This is a genomic window from Pseudomonas sp. BAV 4579, from assembly GCF_009765395.1.
GTDB classification, from domain to species: Bacteria; Pseudomonadota; Gammaproteobacteria; order Pseudomonadales; family Pseudomonadaceae; genus Chryseomonas; species Chryseomonas aestiva.
This window is the reverse complement of the sequence record NZ_WHOV01000158.1, coordinates 1-18,694: the sequence shown is the minus strand read 5'-3', so window position 1 is coordinate 18,694 and position 18,694 is coordinate 1. Positions and strand designations below refer to the sequence as shown.

Sequence of the window (18,694 nt, the reverse complement as noted above, 5' to 3'; positions counted from 1 at the left end):
GCCGCGAGCCGGTGATCGCCCCGCCGCGTGCCCCTCAGCCCGCCGCCGCCCCTGCCGCCGGTGCCGCGCCGGAAGACCGCCGCGCCCTGGAAGCCATGCGCAGCGAACTCAGCGGCCTGCGTGAACTGCTGGAAGTCCAGCTCGGCTCCATGGCCTGGACCCAGGTGCAGTCCACCCGTCCGCAACAGGCCGGCCTCTGGCGCCGTCTGCAGCGCATGGGCCTGCCCGCCGATCTGGCCCGCCACCTGCTCGACAGCGTCGCCAAGATCCAGGATCCGCGCCACGCCTGGCGCATGCTGCTGGCCAATTTCGCCCAGCTGGCCAAGACCACCGATGCCAAGATCCTGGAGGAGGGCGGTGTCGTCGCCTTTGTCGGTCCGGCCGGCATGGGCAAGACCACCACCCTGGCCAAGCTCGCCGCCAACTACGTGCTCAAGTACGGCCCCCAGAGTCTGGCGCTGGTCAGCATGGACAGCTTCCGCATCGGTGCCCAGGAGCAGATCAAGACCCTCGGCCGCATCCTCGACGTGCCGGTCACCCTGGTCGATCCGGGCCAGTCCCTGGCCCAGGCGCTGGCACCCCTGGCGCGCAAGCGCCTGGTACTGATCGACACCGCGGGCATGCCCGCCAATGATCCGGCGCTCAAGGTGCAGCTCGAAGCCCTGGCCAACCGCCAGTTGAAGATTCGTAATTATCTGGTACTGGGTGTCACCAGCCAGAGCCAGGTGCTCAAGGCGGCCTACCACAGCTACCGGCGCTGCGGCCTGAGCGGCTGCGTGCTGACCAAGCTGGACGAAGCCGCCAGTCTCGGCGAAGCCCTGGGCCTGGCCATCAGCCAGCGCCTGCCGGTGGCCTACATCGCCGACGGCCCGCGCATCCCGGACGACCTGCACCCGGCCCGCAGCCACCAGCTGGTGAGCCGTGCGGTGAGCCTGCAGGCTCCCGAGGAGCCGAGCGAAGAAACCATGGCCGGCATGCTGGCCGGCCTGTATCAGAGCAATGCCCGCCGCGCCGGTTAGCGCAGACGAACGGTAGTGGTGCATTGCATGCCTGGGCACGCCAAATGCACTTGGTCTAAAGTGTGACGGATTTCAATCAAAGGTATCAGGCAATGGGTAGCATGCATCCCGTCCAAGTCATAGCGGTCACGGGCGGTAAAGGCGGTGTCGGCAAGACCAACGTGTCGGTCAACCTGGCCTTGGCCCTGGCCGATATCGGGCGGCGCGTCATGCTGCTCGACGCCGACCTGGGCCTCGCCAACATCGACGTTCTGCTCGGCCTGTCGCCCAAGCGCACCCTGGCCGACGTCATCTCCGGCGAGTGCGAGCTGCGCGACGTGCTGCTGCACGGCCCGGGCGGCATCCGCATCGTCCCGGCGGCCTCGGGCACCCAGGCGATGGTCAATCTGACGCCGGCCCAGCACGCCGGTCTGATCCAGGCCTTCAGCGACATCAGCGAGAACCTCGATGTGCTCATCGTCGATACCGCTGCCGGCATCGGCGACCAGGTGGTCAGCTTCGTTCGCGCCGCCCAGGAAGTCCTGGTGGTGGTGTGCGACGAGCCTACCTCCATCACCGATGCCTACGCCCTGATCAAGCTGCTCAATCGCGACCATGGCGTCACCCGTTTCCGGGTTCTGGCGAACATGGCGCTGACGCCCCAGGAAGGTCGCAATCTCTTTGCTAAGCTGACCAAGGTGACCGACAGATTCCTGGATGTCGCCCTGCAGTATGTGGGCGCCATTCCGTTCGACGAGGCGGTGCGCAAAGCCGTGCAGAAACAGCGCCCCGTGTTCGAAGCCTTTCCGCGTGCCAAGGCCTCGCTGGCCTTCCGTGCGGTAGCTCAGAAAGTCGATGGCTGGCCGCTGCCCGCCAATCCGCGCGGCCATCTCGAGTTCTTTGTCGAGCGCCTTGTGCAACCAGCCATCGGTACCCACGCATGACAGCATCCAGCGGGCTTCGCATGTACAGCAAAACCTCGGAACGTACCCAGCAGGAACAACTCATCAACCGCTACGCGCCGTTGGTGAAACGCATCGCCTACCACCTCCTGGCGCGTCTGCCGGCCAGCGTGCAGGTCGAGGACCTGATGCAGGCCGGCATGATCGGTCTGCTGGAGGCCTCGCGCAAATATGACGCCGGCAAGGGCGCCAGCTTCGAGACCTATGCCGGCATCCGCATCCGCGGTGCCATGCTCGACGAGGTCCGCAAGGGCGACTGGGCGCCGCGCTCGGTGCACCGCAACACGCGCATGGTCACCGACGCCATTCGCGCCGTGGAAGCGCGTACGGGTCGCGACGCTAAAGATTCCGAAGTCGCGGCCGAACTTAAATTGAGTCTGGATGAGTACTACGGCATCCTTGGCGACACCATGGGGAGTCGCCTGTTCAGTTTCGACGACCTCATGGAGGGTGGTGAGCATGGGCTCGAGGAGAGCGGTTCGCATGAACTCGAACCCGGTCGCGGTCTGGAGGACGAGCGCTTCCGCAAGGCCCTGGCCGACGCCATCGCCAATCTTCCGGAGCGTGAACGTCTGGTGCTCTCGCTGTATTACGACGAGGAACTCAACCTCAAGGAAATCGGCGAGGTGCTGGGCGTGAGCGAGTCACGCGTCTGCCAACTTCACAGTCAATGTGCGGCACGCCTGCGGGCTCGGCTGGCGGAATGGCGTTCGCGTTAACCGGCTGGTACTCAGGCTACTACGATTGCTTAGGCGCGCCTTGCGGCGTGTGTGCGGATTAGGACGGAGGTCGACTTGGACAAGAACATGAAAATCCTCATCGTGGACGATTTTTCCACGATGAGACGCATCATCAAGAATTTGCTGCGCGATCTGGGATTCACCAATACCGCCGAAGCAGACGATGGCAATACCGCCCTGCCGATGTTGCAGAGCGGCAACTTCGATTTTCTCGTCACCGACTGGAACATGCCCGGCATGACCGGCATCGACCTGCTGCGCCAGGTACGCGCCGACGCGCGCCTGAAGACCCTGCCGGTGCTGATGGTGACCGCCGAGGCCAAGCGTGAGCAGATCATCGAAGCCGCTCAGGCCGGCGTGAACGGCTATGTGGTCAAGCCTTTCACCGCCCAGGTGCTGAAAGAAAAGATCGACAAGATCTTCGAGCGGGTGAACGGCTGAAGAAAGCCGCGGGGACGTTATGGATCAGCTTGGCACCAACAGCTTCAGCGACTTCGAGTCGAATCTAAAACAGCACGCCCAGGAGCTGGTGAAATGCCTGGAAAGTGGCGACTTCACCCAGGCGGTGCATGTCATCAATGAACTCAACCAGTTGCGTGACCGGGGTCTCTACCAGGAAGTCGGCAAGCTGACCCGCGAGTTGCACAACGCCATCGTCAACTTCGAGATCGATCCGCGCGGCATGGCCGGCGAAGAGGTCTCCCAGATCAGCGATGCCACCGATCGTCTTTCCTATGTGGTGAAGATGACCGAGAACGCCGCCAACCGGACCATGGATCTGGTGGAGGAGAGCGCGCCCCTGGTAGGCAACTTTGGCGACGAAGCCCGCGCCGTGCATGCCGACTGGAAGAAATTCATGCGCCGGGAAATGGGCGCGGACGAATTCCGCGAACTGGCCAAGCGCGTCGATGCCTTCCTCAGCCACAGCGAGAGCAGCGCCGAACAACTGTCGTCCAAGCTCAACGACATCCTCCTGGCGCAGGACTACCAGGACCTGACCGGTCAGGTGATCAAGCGCGTGGTCAATCTCGTCGGGCAGATCGAGAAAGACCTCGTCAAGCTGGTGATGATGGCCAGCCAGGTCGATCGCTATACCGGCTTCAGTCACGATCACAGCGCGCTGATCGAGCAGAATCGAAAAGAAAAGACGATGAAGGGTGAAGGTCCGCAGATTCATGCCGATAAGCGTGAAGACGTCGTGGCCGCTCAGGTCGACGTCGACGATCTTCTATCCAGTCTGGGCTTCTGACCCAGACCCTCTTGGGGAGTGCAGGAATGAGCTTCGACGCCGATGAAGAGATCCTCCAGGATTTCCTGGTAGAGGCCGGCGAGATTCTCGAACAGTTGTCGGAACAATTGGTCGAGCTGGAAAGCCGTCCGGATGACATGGATCTGCTGAACGCCATCTTTCGTGGCTTCCATACCGTAAAGGGCGGTGCCGGTTTCCTGCAGCTCCATACCCTGGTCGAGTGCTGTCATATCGCGGAAAACGTTTTCGACATCCTGCGCAAGGGCGAACGCCGCGTGGATGCCGAACTGATGGATGTGGTGCTGCAGGCACTGGATTCGGTCAACGAGATGTTTGGTCAGGTCCGGGAACGCGAAGAGCCGACCCCGGCCTCGCCCGAGTTGCTGGCGGCGCTGGCCCGCCTGGCCGACCCGGCCGGTAGCGCACCAACGCCGGTAGCGGCCGCGCCCGTGGCTGCCACTCCAGTGGCTGCGGCACCGGCGCCCGTCGCCGCAGCTACGGCTGCCGAACCGGAATTGAGCGATGCCGATTTCCAGAGTCTGCTCGATGCCCTGGGCAGCGAGCCGAGCGCGGCAGCACAAGCGCCCGCGGCCGCTGGTGGCGACGACATCACCGATGACGAATTCGAAGCCCTGCTCGATCAGTTGCACGGCAAGGGCAGGTTCCAGGAGGCGCCGGCCGCTGCGCCGGTTGCTGCCGCAGCGCCTGCTGCCGTTGCCGCAAGCGGTGATGACATCACCGACGACGAATTCGAGGCCCTGCTGGACGAATTGCACGGCAAGGGCAAGTTCGTCGCGAACGAGGCCGCGGCACCGGTCGCGGCAGCTCCGGCTGCAGCGGCTCCGGCGGCGGGTGGTGACGAGATCACTGACGACGAATTCGAATCCCTGCTCGACGAATTGCACGGCAAGGGCAGATTCAGTGGCCCCGCGGCGGCTGCCGACGCTGTAGCCGCTCCTGCTGCTACTGCTGCTACTGCTGCACCGGCACCGGTCGCTGCGCCTCAGCCTGCACCCGCACCCACGCCGAAACCGGCTCCGGTTGCCGAGGCCGCCGTGCCCAAGCCGGCAGCGGCAGCGCCCGCCGAACGTCCTACCAGCGAGGCGGAGACCACCGTGCGGGTCGATACCGCACGGCTGGACGAGATCATGAACATGGTCGGCGAGCTGGTACTGGTGCGTAACCGCCTGGTGCGTCTGGGCCTGAACAGCGGCGACGAGGCCATGGCCAAGGCCGTGTCCAATCTCGACGTGGTCACCGCCGATCTGCAGACCTCGGTCATGAAGACGCGGATGCAGCCGATCAAGAAGGTCTTCGGCCGCTTCCCGCGCCTGGTCCGCGATCTGGCGCGCAGCCTGAAGAAAGAGATCAATCTGGAGCTGGTCGGCGAAGAAACCGACCTGGACAAGAACCTCGTCGAGGCCCTGGCCGATCCGCTGGTGCACCTGGTGCGCAACGCGGTCGACCACGGTATCGAGGGGCCAGCCGTACGTGAAGAGAACGGCAAGTCCCGCGCGGGGCGGGTGGTGCTGTCCGCCGAGCAGGAAGGCGACCACATCCTCTTGTCGATCTCCGATGACGGCAAGGGCATGGACGCGGATCTGCTGCGCAACAAGGCCGTGGAAAAAGGCCTGCTCGACCGCGACGCGGCCGATCGCCTGACCGAGACCGAGTGCTTCAATCTGATCTTCGCCCCGGGTTTCTCCACCAAGGCCGAGATCTCCGACATCTCCGGTCGTGGCGTGGGCATGGACGTGGTCAAGACCAAGATCAGCCAGCTCAACGGCACCCTGAACGTCTACTCGACCAAGGGCCAGGGCTCCAAGATCGTCATCAAGGTGCCCCTGACCCTGGCGATCATGCCGACGCTGATGGTGATGCTGGGCAACCAGGCCTTCGCCTTCCCGCTGGTCAACGTCAACGAGATCTTCCACCTCGACCTGTCCCGCACCAACGTGGTGGACGGCCAGGAAGTGGTGGTGGTGCGCGACAAGGCGCTGCCGCTGTTCTACCTCAAGCGCTGGCTGGTGCCCAATGCGGCCCATGTGGAGCAGGGGGAAGGGCATGTGGTGATCCTCTCGGTGGGCACCCAGCGCATCGGCTTCGTGGTCGATCAGCTGGTGGGCCAGGAAGAGGTGGTCATCAAGCCACTCGGCAAGATGCTGCAGGGAACGCCCGGCATGTCCGGTGCGACCATCACCGGCGACGGGCGCATCGCGCTCATCCTCGATGTGCCCAGCATGCTCAAGCGCTACGCCCGTCGCGGGCTCTGAGTCGGCCAGGTACGAGCGGCGTCGGGCCCTGGGTCCGGCGCCATCGGGTGGCCTGCGCCGCCCCAGTTAGGAGTTTCAACGTATGCCGGTAAAAGTACTGGTGGTGGACGATTCCGGCTTCTTCCGGCGTCGGCTCAAGGAAATCCTGGCGGCCGATCCCAACATCTCGGTGGTGGGCACGGCCAGCAACGGGCGCGAAGGGGTCGACCAGGCCCTGGCGCTGCGACCCGATGTCATCACCATGGACTACGAGATGCCGATGATGGACGGCATCACCGCGGTCCGCCACATCATGCAGAAGTGCCCGACCCCGGTGCTGATGTTCTCCTCGCTCACCCATGAAGGCGCCCGGGTCACCCTGGATGCCCTGGATGCTGGCGCGGTCGACTTCCTGCCGAAGAATTTCGAGGACATCTCACGCAATCCCGCCAGTGTGCAAAAGCTGCTGTGCGAGAAGATCCACCATATCGCCCGTTCCAACCGGCGCTTCGCCGTGGCTCCCAGCGTCGCGCCGGCTGCGCCCGCGAGTGCCGCGACCGCGCCGGCCAGCGCTCGCCCGGCGGCGCGTCCGGTGGCGTCCAGCAGCGCTCCTGCCAGTCATGCAGCCACGGCTCCGGCTTCGCCGCCGCCCAAGCGCAAGCACTATCGCCTGGTGGCCATCGGCACCTCCACCGGCGGCCCGGTGGCTCTGCAGCGGGTGCTTACCCAGCTGCCAGCCAATTTCCCGGCACCGCTGGTGCTGATCCAGCACATGCCGGCGGCCTTCACCAAGGCCTTCGCCGAGCGCCTGGACAAGCTCTGCCGCATCAGCGTCAAGGAAGCGGAGGACGGCGACCAGTTGCGTCCGGGGCTGGCTCTGCTGGCACCCGGTGGCAAGCAGATGATGGTGGACGGCCGCGGCACGGTGAAGATCCTGCCCGGCGACGAGCGCCTCAACTACAAACCCTGCGTCGACGTGACCTTTGGCTCCGCGGCCAAGGCCTATGCCGACAACGTACTGGCGGTGGTCCTGACCGGCATGGGTGCCGACGGCCGCGAAGGCGCGCGGATGCTCAAGCAGGTCGGCAGCCAGGTGTGGGCCCAGGACGAAGCCAGCTGCGTCATCTATGGCATGCCCATGGCCATCGCCAAGGCCAATCTGGCCGACGCCATCTATGGCCTGGACGACATCGGCAGACACCTGACCGAGGCCTGTTCGTGACGGCAGGCGTTCGCTGGCCAGAAGGGCATTGAGCGTGGACGTTCTCAGTCTCATCGGCATCCTGCTGGCCTTTACCGCCATCATGGGTGGCAACCTGCTGGAGGGCGGTTCCTTTACCGCCCTGGCCAACGCTCCGGCGGCGCTGATCGTGGTCGGCGGCACTCTCGGTGCCGTCCTGTTGCAGACCCGCCTGCCGGTACTGCGCCGGGCCCTCACCATGCTGGCCTGGGTGTTCGTACCGCCACGGCTGGACCTCGTCGGCGGCATCCGCAAGGTGGTCAACTGGAGCAACGTTGCGCGCAAGGAAGGCTTGCTGGGTCTCGAACCCCTGGTCGCCCGCGAAGCCGATCCCTATGCCGCCAAGGGCCTGCAGCTGCTGGTGGACGGCACCGAGCCCGAGGCCCTGCGCAGCATTCTCGAGGTGGATCTCTACGGCCAGGAAGATCGCGACATCGCCGCCGCCAAGGTCTATGAAGCCATGGGTGGCTATGCACCCACCGTCGGGATCATCGGCGCGGTGATGGGCCTGATCCATGTCATGCAGAATCTCGCCGATCCGTCCCAGCTGGGCAGCGGCATCGCCGTGGCCTTCGTCGCCACCATCTATGGTGTCGGCTTCGCCAACCTGCTGCTGCTGCCGGTCGGCAACAAGCTCAAGGCGCTGGCCCAGCAACAGTCCCGCTACCGGGAAATGCTGCTGGAAGGGCTGATGTCCATCGGCGAGGGTGAAAATCCGCGCTCCATCGAAATGAAGCTGCAAGGTTTTCTGGACTAGTGTGGTGTATCAGAAGTTATCTACACAATTTTGGCGGCGCTTTTTTGGCCTGGGCGGCGTTGCCACTCCTCGCCATAGCTCTGCTATGACTCGTCGCGGCGCCTGGCCCAGTCGGAACGCCGAACCGCCAAAAAATCACTCGCCAATTCTTGTGCGAACGCCTGATACACCACACTAGAGGACGCCGCATGCCTCGTCGCCGCCGCCGTCCCGAAGAATACGAGAACCACGAACGCTGGCTGGTCTCCTACGCGGACTTCATCACCCTGCTGTTCGCCTTCTTCGTGGTGATGTATTCCATCTCTTCCTTGAACGAAAGCAAGTACAAGGTGCTTTCGGACAGCCTGTCGGGCATCTTCAGTCAGCCGGAGCGCTCGCTCAAACCCATTCCCCTCGGCGATCAGCGTCCCGCGGGCGTGACACCGACGGTGATGGACGCCAGCGCCGCTCAGCCGGCCAAGGGCGCTCCCAGCGACCCGCTGCAGCAGATTGCCGACAGTGTGCGCGCCACCTTCGGCGATCTCATCGCCGGCGACCAGTTGAACATTAAGGCCAGTGAGATGTGGCTGGAGATCGAACTCAGCTCCAATCTGCTGTTCGCCAGCGGCGACTCCCTGCCGAGCAATCCCGCCTTCGGCCTGATGGAGAAGGTGGCCAAGATCCTGGCGCCGTTCAAGAATCCGATCCAGGTACAGGGCTATACGGACGACCGCCCCATCAGCACGGCGCTGTATCCCACCAACTGGGAACTGTCCGCGGCGCGGGCGGCCAGTATCGTGCGGCTGCTGATCGGCAACGGCATCGCGCCGCAGCGCCTGGCCGTGGTGGGCTATGGCGCCTATCAACCGGTGGTCGACAACACCAGCGACGTCAACCGCGCCCGCAATCGGCGCGTGGTCCTGCTGATCTCGCGCAATCTCGACCTGTTCCGGCCACAGAGCACCTTGCAAAATCCGTCGACTGGCACACAATCTGCAGCATTGCCTGGAGAACCGGCGCCCGGGGTGGCGCCTGTCAAATCTTCGTCGCCGGCCACCAGGCCGGCACCTTGACCCGGCTGGTCGTGTCGTCGGGAGGAAGTCTGCACATGAGAGTCTGGGCTGTCGCCAATCAGAAGGGTGGGGTGGGCAAGACCACCACCACCGTTGCCCTCGCCGGGTTGCTCGGCGATGAAGGCAAGCGCGTCCTGCTGGTGGATCTCGATCCCCACGGCTCCCTGACGAGCTATTTCGGTCAGGATCCGGACAGCCTCGAACACAGCGCGTTCGATCTGTTCCAGCACGGTGGCCAGGTTCCGGAAGGCCTGCCGAAGCGGCTGCTGCTGCCCACCAGCCATCCGCAGCTGTCGATGCTGCCGTCCAGCACCGCGCTGGCTACCCTGGAGCGTCAGTCGCCCGGCCAGAGCGGCCTGGGCCTGGTAATCTCCAAGAGCCTGGCACAGCTGTGGAACGACTTCGATCATGTGCTGATCGACAGTCCGCCGCTGCTCGGCGTGCTGATGGTCAATGCCCTGGCGGCCAGTCAGCATCTGGTGATTCCGACCCAGACCGAATTTCTCGCGCTCAAGGGACTCGAGCGCATGGTCAATACCCTGACCATGATCAACCGCTCACGCAAGCAGGCGCTGCCCTACACCATAGTGCCGACCCTGTTCGACCGCCGTACCCAGGCTTCCATCGGTACGCTCAAGGTCCTGCGCAGCACCTATCCGGCGCAGCTGTGGCAGGCCTTCATTCCCATCGATACGCGGCTGCGCGACGCCAGTCGTTCCGGGCAGGTGCCGTCGCGGTACGAGATGAACAGTCGCGGCGTCATCGCCTACCGGGCGTTGCTACGGCATCTGCTCGACGGTGCGCCCAGCAGCCAGGTCGCCTGATTCAAGTTTTCCACCCTGCCGGCCGATAGGCTGGACAACTCACCCACGTAGATCGCCATGAGCCAACCGACGTCTCTCGACAATCGTCCTCAGCGTGTCCTCCAGGGCTATCTCGATGCCCTTTTGCTGGACGCGTTCCTGGAACTGCCGACCGCCGAATCCACGCCGGTCGTGGCTTCCGTGGTGGCACCGGCGGCGCCGATCGCCAGCGTGAGCGAAGACGAATTCGCCGCCGCGGTGCGCGAGGAGCTCGAACGGGATGCCGCGTGGCAACCTCGGGTCGTGCCGCTGGCCGCCCGCCGCGCCGGCGTCGCCCTGCCCGAGGTGCTGCAGCCTGCAACCCAGGTGCCGTTGTCGCCGGAAACCGACATCGAGCTGGACTGGCGCGTCCCCGAACTGGCCCCCGCTGCCGAGCCGGCGCGTCCGGTGGTGGAGGGCATAGCCCTCGGTACCCCGGCGGTGCAGCCCGCCGCCGCGGCTGGCGTACCGCCCGGCGCCGTACGCCTGGAAGGGCGCCCCGAGTGGGGCGAAGAACCCTTCGAATGCCTGCTGTTCGACGTGGCCGGCCTGACCCTGGCCGCGCCCCTGGTGTGCCTGGGGTCCATCTACCCGCTCACCGACGAAGAGTTGACGCCGCTGTTTGGTCAGCCAGACTGGTTCCTGGGCCTGCTACCCTGCCAGGCAGGCAACCTGCGCGTGCTCGACGCGGCGCGTTGGGTGATGCCCGAGCGCTACCGCGACGACTATCGCGAAGGCCTGAAATTCGTTATATCGCTGCAGGGCCTGGACTGGGGCCTGGCCGTGCATGGCGTCAGCCATTCGGTACGCCTGGATCCCGCCGAGGTCAAATGGCGGAATCAGCGCGCTACCCGGCCCTGGCTGGCCGGTACGGTGATCGATCAGATGTGTGCGCTGCTGGATGTGGCGGCGCTCGCTGAACAGGTGGTGGGTGGCCGTCGCTAGGGCTGCCCGCTGCAACTAACCGGCGGGTTCGCCCGCTTCGCCGCACGTGCGGTATTTGACGAGGCTAGGGAACATGAAAAAAACGTCCGCACAGGGTTCCGAAGATCCGGTCCTGCAATGGGTCACCTTCCGCCTGGATAACGAGACCTACGGCATCAACGTGATGCAAGTCCAGGAAGTCCTGCGCTACACCGAAATCGCTCCGGTTCCGGGTGCGCCGAGCTACGTGCTGGGCATCATCAACCTGCGCGGCAACGTGGTGACGGTGATCGACACCCGTCAACGCTTCGGTCTGCTGCCCACCGAGGTCACCGACAACACCCGTATCGTCATCATCGAGGCCGACAAACAGGTCGTCGGCATCCTGGTCGACAGCGTGGCCGAGGTGGTCTATCTGCGGCAGTCGGAGATCGAAACCGCACCGAACGTCGGCAATGACGAATCCGCCAAGTTCATCCAGGGCGTGTGCAACAAGAACGGCGAGCTGCTGATCCTGGTCGAGCTCGACAAGCTGATGACCGAAGAAGAGTGGTCGGAGCTGGAAAGCATCTGATGCTTGTCGGGCTGATCCTGCTCAGCGTTGCCCTGGGGCTGGCCTGTGCCGGCCTCGGCGGTTGCTGCTGGTTGCTCTGGCAGCGCCAGCAGCAACAGGCGGCCAAGCTGGCCGAGCGGGAGGCCCTGGTCGACAAGCGCATGCAGATCCTGCTCAAACGCCTGGAAACCTACCAGGCCGGGCAGGTGCGCATGGGCGAGCAGGTGCAGGGACTGGCCCAGGTGGTGGCACCCTTGCCCGATCGCCTGACCCAGATCGAGCAGAGCGATCCCACCAGTCTGTCGTTTTCCCAGGCGGCGCGCCTGGTGGGGCTGGGCGCCAGCGCCGACGATCTCACCCAGGCCTGTGGTCTGTCCCAGGCCGAAGCCGAGCTGGTGGCGCGGCTGCATCGCCAGCGCCAACAGCGTTCCGGCTGATCAGGCCGGTGGCGCAGGATCGCTGCCTCAGCTGACGATCCAGTGGTACAGCGCGATCACCACCAATACCGCCAGCACCGGCTTGGCGATGCGATAGGCCTTGGGATGGCGCCGCTTGAATTTCTTCACGCCACCCCCGAGGCGATCCCCGAATCTCTTGCTGAAGGCATAGGCCTGGTTGATGCCGCCGACGCGTTCCCCTTCGACGTTCTGCGGCGCCGTGGCGCTGCCGAGGAAACGGCTGACCGCCTGATTGACGCGGGTCAGCAGACGACTGCGCAGCGGACGCTCGACGTCGCAGAAGAGGATGACCCGGGTCTGGTCGGTCTCGTTCTTGACCCAGTGCACGTAGGTCTCGTCGAACATCACGTCTTCGCCGTCGCGCCAGGCATAGGGCTGGCCATCGACATAGATGCGGCAAGCGTCCGAGTTCGGCGTGGCCAGGCCCAGGTGATAGCGCAGCGAGCCGCCGAAGGGATCGCGATGGGGATTCAGATGGCTCCCCCCCGGCAGCAGGGCGAACATGGCGCCCTTGACGTTGGGGATCTGCCGCACCAGTTCGACGGTTCGCGGGCAGAGGGTCTGGGCGGAGGGCAGCGGCTCGCCGTACCAGGTCAGGTAGAAACGCTTCCAGCCCTTCTTGAAGAAGGAACCGAAGCCGGCGTCATTGTCCTTTTCCGCGGCGCGGATATAGCCCTCGTCGAACAGCCGCAGGGCTTCGACGCGAATCTCCTGCCAGTTGTCCTTGAGCACGTCCAGCTCGGGAAAGCGGCTGCGATCCAGATAGGGCTTGGACGGCACGCTGGAGAACAGGTACATCAGGGCGTTGTAGGGGGCGAACACCGCGGAGTGGTTGACCAGCTGGCGCAGGAACGGCAGCCGAGCGCGTCCGCGAAGGTGGACGAAGAGCACGCTGGCGACGAAGAGCAGGACGATCGCGAAGGTAATCATGGGCGAATTGTGATCGGCAGCGCCCGAACCAGGGGCGGATAGGTAATGACCGCATTATTTCACCCCAGAGAAAGGCTTGCACTCGCTTCGTCGGCTGCGCAGGATGGACACCCTGGCGCGCGGCCGCTTTCGAGTCGCGCCCCCTTGGATGATCTAGACGAGTCGTATCGATGAGCATGTCCCTACGCGACCAGCTGCTGAAAGCCGGATTGGTCAATGAAAAGCAGGCCAAGCAGGCCGTCAAGCAAAAGCAGAAGCAGACCCGCATGGAGCATCGCGGGCAGACGGAAAAGGACCGCTCCCAGGAGCTGGCCGTCCAGCAGGCCCAGGCGGAGAAGCTGGCCAAGGACCAGGAGCTCAATCGCGCTCAGGAAGACAAGAAGAAGCGCAAGGCCGAGCAGGCACAGATCAAGCAGCTGATCGAGACCAGCCGCCTGCCCAAGCTGAGCACCGAGGACTACTACAACTTCGTCGACGACAAGAAGGTCAAGCGCCTGTCGGTCAACGTCATGATGAGAGACAAGCTCAGCAAGGGCAGTCTGGCCATCGTGCGCTACGAAGGCCGCTACGAGGTGGTGCCCCGGGCTACCGCCGAGCGCATCCAGGAGCGCGATCCCAAGCGGGTGGTGCTGCTCAACGTGCAGAGCGGCGAGCCGGATCCGGACGATCCCTATGCCGCCTATCAGGTGCCGGATGACCTGATGTGGTGAGTGGCCAGGTCAGGCGGTCTGCCTGACCAGCATGTAGATGCGGTAGACGGCGATGCTGGGGATCAGCTGCAGGAAGCCCGAGAGGGTCTGCAGTGCGATCTCCGCTACCGCGGCCTCGGCGAAATGCTGGGTGATCCAGGCGTCGAGCAGCCAGGCCGGCAGGACCGTGGCCAGGATGCACGCCAGCAGGGTGAAGAAGTGCCCGCGGCTCAGCCGGAAGCTGCCACGCAGGGCGTCCAGCGGCGCCTGTCCCTCCAGCACCAGCAGGTTCTCGGCGAAGGCCAGCTTGGCCATGATCAGAAAGCCCGGCACGATCAACAGCGAGAAGCCCAGCATCACCAGCCCCGAGGTCAAGGCCGCGAGGAGGGCGAAGCGGGGCCAGAGCAGCAGGGCGGCGCCCCAGACGCCGCTCAGGCGCGGGGTATTACCCTGGGTGCGTGCCTCCAGAAAGATCAGCAGGGCGGCGGTGTACAGCGGATAGCAGAGCAGGCTCACCAGCATGTCCCACAGGCCGCCACTGGCGCCGAAGCGTTCCAGCACCTGATAGCGCAGCAGGGCTTCGAGCAGCAGCCAGGGCAGGGTGAGGACGGCCAGGGGCCGCAGATTGCGGGCAAAGAAAGACAGCGAGTCGCGCAGGATATCGACAGGGTTCATGCAGCTCTTCCAGACGGGCAGGAGGGCAGTCTAGCAGGGCGACCCGTTCGTCCGCAGACGTTCGAGCATGGCCGCGCTGGAGGTGACGGTGGCGTATTCGCCGTGCAGATTGGCCATGGCCATCGCATGGACCTCCTCGGCGCTGCGCGGCCGACCGGCGAAGTCAATCTTGGCGAAGGTGTAGCAGGCGTCTTCGGCGACCCAGGTGGTGAAATCGAGATTGCCGGCGCTGCGTGCGGTGGCCTCCACCGAGTTCTCGCTGGCCACGCCGCAGATCAGCAGCGAGGCTATGCCACGCTGATGCAGCCAGCGCTCCAGACCACTGTTGGCGAAGGCGTCGGGGACCTGCTTGTCGAACACCGTCTCGCCGGGCAGCGGCGCCAGCGCCGGCTGGAACTGCACGCCGGGCTGTCCCGGCCAGAACACCGAAGTCGGACTGCGCGACAGGTGCCGGACGTGCAGCAAGGGCGCTCCGGCCTGGCGCCAGGCCGCCAGCAGCTCGCCCATGCGCAGCTCGGCGTCCGGGTGGTTGCGTGGGCCCAGATGGGGGGCGCGGATCCCCTGTTGCTGGTCGATGAGGATAAGCAGCGGCGGCATGGACGAGTCTCGCGGGGAAAGCGGCAGACTCCCCCAGCACAGGCCGGTTGTCCAGTCACCGGCGCGGCGCTGGAACTCGTCACCCCGCTATCCCTTCAGAAGAGAGAAGCCAAGGCGGGGAGGGCTGGCTGAATCCGCGCTGAACATAGCGCGGGTCCTGCTTGAAAAGCTGCTACGACGCCTCTATCTGGCTTAGCAGCGCACGCCGCTGCGCCTTTCGACATCCAGGCCGTTCCCAGGGGAAGGCCGCCAGTAGACCGTCTGCGGGAGGGTCATCATGCAACGCGAAGAAAGCCAGCTGATCGAAGGTCTATTCGACCGTCTCAAGACCACGGAAGCCCAGACCGCACCCCGTGACCGGGAAGCCGAGGCGCTGATCCAGCAGCGCCTGCGCGACCAGCCTGCGGCGCCCTATTACATGGCCCAGGCGATGCTGATCCAGGAAGCCGCCATCAAGCGGCTGGACCAGCGCGTCAAGGAACTGGAAAGCCAGATGGCCCAGGTCCAGCAGAATCGTCCAAGCAGCGGTGGCTTCCTCTCCAGCCTGTTTGGCGGTGGCAGCAGCCAGCCAACGGGCGGTCAGGCACCGGCCAACGCCGCGCCGTCCCGCGGCTGGAATGACCCGGGCCCGGCAGCGCCGCGTCCCGCCAATCCGGGTTATGCCCAGCCCAATCCCGGCTATGCCCAGCCCGCACCCGGCTATGGCGCACCCCAGGCCGCGCCTTCGCGCATGGGTGGCTTCATGGGCGGCGCGCTGCAGACCGCGGCCGGGGTCGCCGGTGGCGTGCTGGCGGCGCAGGCCATCTCGGGCCTGTTCCATCACTCGCAACCCGAGGAGATCGTCAACGTCATCAACGAGACCCCGACCGCCGACCCGGGCCTGGCCGATGCCGGCTCCCAGGAAGGCTGGGCGGACAACGCCAGCTACGACAATGGCGGGGGTTTCCAGGATGCCGGTGGCTTCCAGGATAACGTTGGCTTCCAGGACGCCGCCGACTATGGCGATACCGGCGGCGGTGGCGGCTTCTTCGACGACAGTGGCGACGACGACTCCTTCATCTAAGGCGTCGTACTCCGCCAGCCCTGGTGCCGCGAGGCGCCGGGGCTTTTTTGTGCGCCGTCAGCTGGGCATGAGCGGCAGCGGGCGCTCGAAGGGCGTCGACAGCACCACCACTGTCCGGCTCATGCCGAATTGGTTCAGCTGATCGATGAGGCTCTCCAGTTCGCCCATGTCGCGTACGGCGATCCGCAGCATCAGGCAGTCGTCGCCCGTGACCCGGTGGCAGGCGAGCAACTGGGGGAGGGCCTCCAGTTTCTTCAATACCGGGCCCTGACTGGTACTGTGCAGGCGCAGGGAGATCAGGCATTCGGTGCCGTAGCCCAGGGCGCGGCGGTCGATACGGGCGCCATAGCCGGTGATGATGCCGGTGTCTTCCAGCTTGGCGATGCGTCCGGCGATGGCCGGGGCGGAGAGACCCAGCCGGCGACCCAGCTCCGCGTAGCTGGTGCGGCCGTCCACCAGCAGCAGGTCGATGAGCCGACGATCGATATGGTCCATGTCCGTTCCCCTGCCTTCGAATCGAAGGTCGCCATCCCTAAAAGTATGCTGAATCAAAGGCTGGTTGGCCGTTTCTCTCTTGACTGTATCTTAGCCGTCCCGACGCGCGCTCCTACAATGTCAGCCTGACCCCTCAGGAAGCTCTCGCGCATGGACACCTCCGCCTCGCCCTGCCTCGCACCACCGCGCCTGCCCAGCTGGCTGCCGCTGCTGGCAGCCTTCTTCGCGCTCTATGTGGTCTGGGGTTCCACCTATCTGGTGATTCGCATCGGCGTGGCCCACTGGCCACCGCTGTTGATGGCGGGGCTGAGATTTCTTATCGCCGGGAGTCTCCTGCTGGGCTGGTTGCGCTGGCGCGGGGCGCCCTGGCCCACGGCGCGGGAGACCGCCGCGGCCGCGGTGATCGGCATCCTGCTGCTGGGGGTCGGCAACGGCGGGGTGACCCTGGCCGAACATTGGGGCGTGACCTCCGGTATCGCTGCCTTGTCGATCGCCACGGTCCCCCTGTTCACCCTGCTGTTCGGTCTGCTCTGGGGGCAGCGCAATACCCTGCTGGAATGGGCCGGCATCGCCCTGGGTCTGGTAGGGATCGCCCTGCTCAATCTGGGCGATACCATGAGCGCCACGCCGCTCGGGGCAGCAGTGATCCTGCTCGCCGCGGCGGCCTGGGCCTTCGGCTCGATCTGGAGTCGCTACCTGCCGTTGCCGCGTGGCGCCATGGCCAGCGCGGTGGAGATGCTGGTGGCGGGCGCGGTGCTGCTCGGCGCCAGCTACCTCAGCGGCGAGCGCCTGCAGCACTGGCCGGCCCTGGGTGGCTGGCTGGCGCTGGGCTATCTGGTGGTGTTCGGCTCGCTGATCGCCTTCAGTGCCTATCTCTACTTGCTGGGGCGGGTACGGCCGGCGGCGGCCACCAGCTACGCCTACGTCAATCCGGTGGTGGCGGTGCTGCTGGGGACCCTGTTCGCCGGCGAGCGGATCGGTCCGGCGGAGATGCTGGCCATGCTGGTCATCGTCGGCGCGGTGGTGCTGATCGGGCTGCCACAGTGGCGACGGCGCTGAGGGCAGGCTAGGCTGGCGCGTCATCCAAGCGGAGTCCGCCATGAGCCAAGCAGTCACCCCCGCCTTTGCCGAAGAGCCGCTGGAGGCCAACGAGATCCGCGTGCTCGGCAGCCTCATCGAAAAGCAGCTGACCACGCCGGAAAGCTATCCCCTGACCCTCAATGCCCTGGTGCTGGCCTGCAACCAGAAGACCAGCCGCGAGCCGGTGCTCAACCTGACCCCGGGCGAAGTGGGGCAGGGACTGCGGCGCTTGGAAGAACGCGGCCTGGCGCGCCTGGTCATGGGCAGCCGGGCGGATCGCTGGGAACAGCGGCTGGACAAGGCCCTGGAACTCCCGCCACCCCAGTGGGTGCTCTGCGCCCTGCTGTTCCTGCGCGGGCCCCAGACCCTGGGCGAATTGCTGGCCCGCAGCGGCCGGATGCACGCCTTCGATGATACCGAGCAGGTGCGCCACCACCTGGAGCGGCTGATCGCCCGCGGCCTGGCCACCGGCCTGGGGCGACAGCCCGGCCAGCGCGAAGAGCGCTATCTGCATCTGTTCGGCAACGCGGCAGAACGCGATGCCCAGGTCGCGCAGCTGGGTAGTGCCGCCGAGAGCGGTACCCCTGCCGGCGGACGCGAAGGCCGGCTGGAGGCGCTGGAAGCCCGTATCGCCGCCCTCGAAGAGCGCCTGGCGCAGCTGGAAGAAGCCGATCAGCGCGGATAGAGCGGTGGCAGGGTGTCGTGCACGGCTGCCGGCGTCAGCGGCGGCAGGGCATTGATCGCCTGCCATAGCGTCTCGCCCTGCCAGCGCTGACCGGCTTCGCTGTAGAGCGCCCCGTTGAGGTCGTCGAGCGCGGCGGCCAGGGGCTCGAAACGTGCCCCCATGGCCGCCAGGGTTTCCGGTTGCTGTCGAGCCCAGGCGTCCAGGGCGTGACGGGTGACGTGGGGATCGTTGCTCTGGCAGGCGCGGCGCAGCTCTTCGCGCTGCAGGCGGCTGTCGAGATCGGGCACGGTCGGCAACACCGCCGGCTGACGGCGGGCGCGCCACCAGAGGCCGAAGCCGAGCAGGGTGGTTAGGGCGAAGAAGGCCGTCGCCAGCTGCCAGCGCCAGAGCCCCCGGTCACTGCCGGTGATCTTGGCCGCTGCTGATGCCACCTGTTGCAGCGTCGGATCCTCG

Annotated in this window: 21 protein-coding genes and 1 pseudogene; 17 read left to right on the top strand and 5 right to left on the bottom strand. The window is 65.6% G+C overall.

Annotated features, from left to right (window positions below; translation table 11 throughout):
• The 13 genes from flhF to GSQ95_RS23210 form a co-directional block, all read left to right on the top strand.
• The coding region (gene flhF, locus GSQ95_RS23270; RefSeq protein WP_158973926.1) for a flagellar biosynthesis protein FlhF at positions 1-1,019 on the top strand (1,019 nt) is incomplete at its 5' end.
• Positions 1,020-1,111: 92 nt separating this feature from the next.
• The gene (fleN, locus tag GSQ95_RS23265; RefSeq protein ID WP_017642087.1) at positions 1,112-1,942 is read left to right on the top strand and encodes a flagellar synthesis regulator FleN; all 831 of its coding nucleotides are present in this window, start codon (positions 1,112-1,114) and stop codon (positions 1,940-1,942) included.
• A complete protein-coding gene (fliA, locus tag GSQ95_RS23260; protein ID WP_027597968.1) occupies positions 1,939-2,679 on the top strand; it encodes an RNA polymerase sigma factor FliA in 741 nt (246 codons plus the stop codon). The genes fleN and fliA overlap by 4 nt, the downstream gene beginning before the upstream one ends.
• Positions 2,680-2,766: 87 nt before the next feature.
• A complete protein-coding gene (locus tag GSQ95_RS23255) occupies positions 2,767-3,141 on the top strand; it encodes a chemotaxis response regulator CheY (protein ID WP_169853335.1) in 375 nt (124 codons plus the stop codon).
• Between the two features lie 19 nt (positions 3,142-3,160).
• Positions 3,161-3,949 carry a protein phosphatase CheZ gene (locus GSQ95_RS23250; RefSeq protein WP_158894673.1) on the top strand — a complete coding sequence of 263 codons (789 nt, stop codon included), beginning with the start codon at positions 3,161-3,163 and terminating at the stop codon, positions 3,947-3,949.
• Between the two features lie 26 nt (positions 3,950-3,975).
• On the top strand, positions 3,976-6,222 hold the full coding sequence (locus tag GSQ95_RS23245; protein ID WP_158894675.1) for a chemotaxis protein CheA: 2,247 nt from the start codon (positions 3,976-3,978) through the stop codon (positions 6,220-6,222).
• A gap of 82 nt (positions 6,223-6,304) precedes the next feature.
• Complete coding sequence (locus GSQ95_RS23240) at positions 6,305-7,423, top strand: chemotaxis response regulator protein-glutamate methylesterase (protein ID WP_158894677.1); 1,119 nt, start codon at positions 6,305-6,307, stop codon at positions 7,421-7,423.
• Between the two features lie 34 nt (positions 7,424-7,457).
• The gene (locus GSQ95_RS23235; RefSeq protein ID WP_133862381.1) at positions 7,458-8,198 is read left to right on the top strand and encodes a flagellar motor protein; all 741 of its coding nucleotides are present in this window, start codon (positions 7,458-7,460) and stop codon (positions 8,196-8,198) included.
• 188 nt (positions 8,199-8,386) lie between these two features.
• On the top strand, positions 8,387-9,250 hold the full coding sequence (motD, locus tag GSQ95_RS23230) for a flagellar motor protein MotD (RefSeq protein WP_158894679.1): 864 nt from the start codon (positions 8,387-8,389) through the stop codon (positions 9,248-9,250).
• Positions 9,251-9,285: 35 nt separating this feature from the next.
• Positions 9,286-10,074 carry a ParA family protein gene (locus GSQ95_RS23225; protein ID WP_133862379.1) on the top strand — a complete coding sequence of 263 codons (789 nt, stop codon included), beginning with the start codon at positions 9,286-9,288 and terminating at the stop codon, positions 10,072-10,074.
• A gap of 57 nt (positions 10,075-10,131) precedes the next feature.
• Positions 10,132-11,037 (top strand): chemotaxis protein CheW, encoded by a 906-nt coding sequence (locus tag GSQ95_RS23220; protein ID WP_158894681.1) that lies wholly within the window; start codon positions 10,132-10,134, stop codon positions 11,035-11,037.
• A gap of 73 nt (positions 11,038-11,110) precedes the next feature.
• A complete protein-coding gene (locus tag GSQ95_RS23215) occupies positions 11,111-11,590 on the top strand; it encodes a chemotaxis protein CheW (RefSeq protein ID WP_007160357.1) in 480 nt (159 codons plus the stop codon).
• Positions 11,590-12,006 (top strand): DUF2802 domain-containing protein, encoded by a 417-nt coding sequence (locus GSQ95_RS23210; RefSeq protein ID WP_133862377.1) that lies wholly within the window; start codon positions 11,590-11,592, stop codon positions 12,004-12,006. The genes GSQ95_RS23215 and GSQ95_RS23210 overlap by 1 nt, the downstream gene beginning before the upstream one ends.
• A 27-nt stretch (positions 12,007-12,033) precedes the next feature.
• Here the strand turns inward: GSQ95_RS23210 and GSQ95_RS23205 are convergent, their stop codons facing one another.
• Positions 12,034-12,957: an aspartyl/asparaginyl beta-hydroxylase domain-containing protein gene (locus GSQ95_RS23205; protein WP_158894684.1), complete on the bottom strand. Its 924-nt coding sequence runs from the start codon at positions 12,955-12,957 to the stop codon at positions 12,034-12,036.
• Positions 12,958-13,127: 170 nt separating this feature from the next.
• On the opposite strand from GSQ95_RS23205, the gene GSQ95_RS23200 reads away from it, so the two are divergent.
• Positions 13,128-13,667, top strand: coding sequence for a DUF2058 domain-containing protein (locus tag GSQ95_RS23200; protein ID WP_133862375.1), 540 nt, complete (start codon positions 13,128-13,130; stop codon positions 13,665-13,667).
• Positions 13,668-13,676: 9 nt separating this feature from the next.
• Here the strand turns inward: GSQ95_RS23200 and GSQ95_RS23195 are convergent, their stop codons facing one another.
• Both GSQ95_RS23195 and GSQ95_RS23190 read right to left on the bottom strand, forming a co-directional pair.
• Positions 13,677-14,321 (bottom strand): YciC family protein, encoded by a 645-nt coding sequence (locus GSQ95_RS23195; protein ID WP_158894687.1) that lies wholly within the window; start codon positions 14,319-14,321, stop codon positions 13,677-13,679.
• A 30-nt stretch (positions 14,322-14,351) separates the two neighbouring features.
• Positions 14,352-14,918, bottom strand: coding sequence for a cysteine hydrolase family protein (locus tag GSQ95_RS23190; RefSeq protein ID WP_158894690.1), 567 nt, complete (start codon positions 14,916-14,918; stop codon positions 14,352-14,354).
• Positions 14,919-15,195: 277 nt separating this feature from the next.
• Here GSQ95_RS23190 and GSQ95_RS23185 point away from each other — a divergent pair, with 277 nt between their 5' ends.
• On the top strand, positions 15,196-15,981 hold the full coding sequence (locus GSQ95_RS23185; RefSeq protein ID WP_158894693.1) for a DUF2076 domain-containing protein: 786 nt from the start codon (positions 15,196-15,198) through the stop codon (positions 15,979-15,981).
• A gap of 57 nt (positions 15,982-16,038) precedes the next feature.
• On the opposite strand, the gene GSQ95_RS23180 is transcribed toward GSQ95_RS23185, so the two are convergent.
• Entirely contained in the window at positions 16,039-16,476 is a 438-nt protein-coding gene (locus GSQ95_RS23180) for an Lrp/AsnC family transcriptional regulator (protein WP_158894695.1), read from the bottom strand.
• A 150-nt stretch (positions 16,477-16,626) separates the two neighbouring features.
• Between GSQ95_RS23180 and yedA the strand changes: the two genes are divergently transcribed.
• A complete protein-coding gene (yedA, locus tag GSQ95_RS23175) occupies positions 16,627-17,535 on the top strand; it encodes a drug/metabolite exporter YedA (RefSeq protein ID WP_158894697.1) in 909 nt (302 codons plus the stop codon).
• A 40-nt stretch (positions 17,536-17,575) separates the two neighbouring features.
• Positions 17,576-18,241, top strand: coding sequence for a YceH family protein (locus GSQ95_RS23170; protein WP_158894699.1), 666 nt, complete (start codon positions 17,576-17,578; stop codon positions 18,239-18,241).
• On the opposite strand, the pseudogene GSQ95_RS23165 reads toward GSQ95_RS23170, so the two are convergent.
• Positions 18,229-18,694: pseudogene (locus GSQ95_RS23165) on the bottom strand (protein BatD); the annotation flags it as partial. The gene GSQ95_RS23170 and the pseudogene GSQ95_RS23165 overlap by 13 nt on opposite strands.

What these genes read in the sequence shown, in the direction of transcription:
- motD (WP_158894679.1), top strand. Translation starts at nt 8,387, where the DNA reads ATGCCTCGTCGCCGCCGCCGTCCCGAAGAATACGAGAACCACGAACGC.
- GSQ95_RS23190 (WP_158894690.1), bottom strand. Translation starts at nt 14,918, where the DNA reads ATGCCGCCGCTGCTTATCCTCATCGACCAGCAACAGGGGATCCGCGCC.
- GSQ95_RS23215 (WP_007160357.1), top strand. Translation starts at nt 11,111, where the DNA reads ATGAAAAAAACGTCCGCACAGGGTTCCGAAGATCCGGTCCTGCAATGG.
- GSQ95_RS23240 (WP_158894677.1), top strand. Translation starts at nt 6,305, where the DNA reads ATGCCGGTAAAAGTACTGGTGGTGGACGATTCCGGCTTCTTCCGGCGT.
- GSQ95_RS23180 (WP_158894695.1), bottom strand. Translation starts at nt 16,476, where the DNA reads ATGGACCATATCGATCGTCGGCTCATCGACCTGCTGCTGGTGGACGGC.
- fleN (WP_017642087.1), top strand. Translation starts at nt 1,112, where the DNA reads ATGGGTAGCATGCATCCCGTCCAAGTCATAGCGGTCACGGGCGGTAAA.
- fliA (WP_027597968.1), top strand. Translation starts at nt 1,939, where the DNA reads ATGACAGCATCCAGCGGGCTTCGCATGTACAGCAAAACCTCGGAACGT.
- GSQ95_RS23245 (WP_158894675.1), top strand. Translation starts at nt 3,976, where the DNA reads ATGAGCTTCGACGCCGATGAAGAGATCCTCCAGGATTTCCTGGTAGAG.
- GSQ95_RS23210 (WP_133862377.1), top strand. Translation starts at nt 11,590, where the DNA reads ATGCTTGTCGGGCTGATCCTGCTCAGCGTTGCCCTGGGGCTGGCCTGT.
- GSQ95_RS23185 (WP_158894693.1), top strand. Translation starts at nt 15,196, where the DNA reads ATGCAACGCGAAGAAAGCCAGCTGATCGAAGGTCTATTCGACCGTCTC.
- GSQ95_RS23220 (WP_158894681.1), top strand. Translation starts at nt 10,132, where the DNA reads ATGAGCCAACCGACGTCTCTCGACAATCGTCCTCAGCGTGTCCTCCAG.
- GSQ95_RS23205 (WP_158894684.1), bottom strand. Translation starts at nt 12,957, where the DNA reads ATGATTACCTTCGCGATCGTCCTGCTCTTCGTCGCCAGCGTGCTCTTC.
- yedA (WP_158894697.1), top strand. Translation starts at nt 16,627, where the DNA reads ATGGACACCTCCGCCTCGCCCTGCCTCGCACCACCGCGCCTGCCCAGC.
- GSQ95_RS23200 (WP_133862375.1), top strand. Translation starts at nt 13,128, where the DNA reads ATGAGCATGTCCCTACGCGACCAGCTGCTGAAAGCCGGATTGGTCAAT.
- GSQ95_RS23255 (WP_169853335.1), top strand. Translation starts at nt 2,767, where the DNA reads ATGAAAATCCTCATCGTGGACGATTTTTCCACGATGAGACGCATCATC.
- GSQ95_RS23225 (WP_133862379.1), top strand. Translation starts at nt 9,286, where the DNA reads ATGAGAGTCTGGGCTGTCGCCAATCAGAAGGGTGGGGTGGGCAAGACC.
- GSQ95_RS23195 (WP_158894687.1), bottom strand. Translation starts at nt 14,321, where the DNA reads ATGAACCCTGTCGATATCCTGCGCGACTCGCTGTCTTTCTTTGCCCGC.
- GSQ95_RS23170 (WP_158894699.1), top strand. Translation starts at nt 17,576, where the DNA reads ATGAGCCAAGCAGTCACCCCCGCCTTTGCCGAAGAGCCGCTGGAGGCC.
- GSQ95_RS23250 (WP_158894673.1), top strand. Translation starts at nt 3,161, where the DNA reads ATGGATCAGCTTGGCACCAACAGCTTCAGCGACTTCGAGTCGAATCTA.